The organism is Streptomyces sp. adm13(2018) (assembly GCF_008042145.1).
Taxonomy (GTDB): Bacteria; Actinomycetota; Actinomycetes; order Streptomycetales; family Streptomycetaceae; genus Streptomyces.
This window is the reverse complement of the sequence record NZ_RDBH01000217.1, coordinates 1-1074: the sequence shown is the minus strand read 5'-3', so window position 1 is coordinate 1074 and position 1074 is coordinate 1. Positions and strand designations below refer to the sequence as shown.

At 74.7% G+C, this 1074-nt stretch carries 1 protein-coding gene; it reads left to right on the top strand.

The genetic code is table 11. The annotated features are described in order from the left end of the window. Positions 1-216 precede the first annotated feature (216 nt). Positions 217-1071 (top strand): AfsR/SARP family transcriptional regulator, encoded by an 855-nt coding sequence (locus EAO70_RS35770; protein ID WP_148006960.1) that lies wholly within the window; start codon positions 217-219, stop codon positions 1069-1071. Positions 1072-1074: the final 3 nt, after the last annotated feature.

Sequence of the window (1074 nt, the reverse complement as noted above, 5' to 3'; positions counted from 1 at the left end):
GACCGGGGTTCCGAAGCGCTCCCCGCACCCCTTGCCCGCCGTTCCGCACCGCACCCTCGCCAGGCCCGTAGGAACACACCCCCGCAGATTCTTCGGTCAGCCCTACGGTCCCACCGTATTGAGGCCCTCACCCCCGCACTCCTACGTTCCTTCCCAGAACGGCCGATCCGGAAAGGAACCGATCCGGACGGCACCCGGGCGATGGACGGAGGACACGTGAGGATACGGATTCTCGGCCCGCTGCACGCCGAGACGGCCGGCGCCCCGGTCGTCCCGAGCGCGGCGAAGACACGACAGATCATGGCGCTGCTCGCGCTCCACCCCGGCCACCCCGTGCCGGTGGCCACCCTCAAGGAGGAACTCTGGGGCGCGGTGCCGCCGAACAGCGCGCACAGCACCCTCCAGACCTACGTCCTCCGGCTGCGCCGGGCCCTGGCCGCCGCCCTCGGCGGACCGTACGGCGCGCCGGAGACGGGGCCGGACAGCGGCGCGGCACGGGCACGGGCCCTGCTCGCCACCGGCCACGACGGCTACCTCCTGCGCGTCGCCGAGAGCGACGTCGACGCCTTCGCCTTCCAGCGCGCGGCGCAGGCCGGGCACAGCGCGTTCGCCGACGGCGACAGCGCCCGTGCCGCCCGGCTGCTGCGCGAGGCCCTCGCCCTGTGGAAAGGGCCGGCCCTGGTCGACGTACGGGCCGGAGCGGCGCTGCGGATCCACGCGGCCCGCCTCGAAGAGGCCCGGCTGCTCGCCACCGAACGCCGGCTCGACGCCGAACTGCGGCTCGGGCTGCACGGCGAACTCCTCGCCGAACTCGTCGAGCTGACCCGCCTCCACCCCGCCAACGAACGGCTGTACGCCCAGGCGATGGTGGCGTTCTACCGGGCCGGCCGGCAGTCCGAGGCGCTCCAGCTCTACCGGGGCCTGCGGCGGCGGCTCGTCGAGGAGCTGGGCCTGGAGCCCGCCCCCCAACTCCAGCGGCTGCACCAGGCGATGCTCTCCGTCGATCCGCGCCTGGACGCCCCCGCCCACGGCGGCCGGCCGACCCCGACCTTCGACCTCTACGCGGCCTGACCC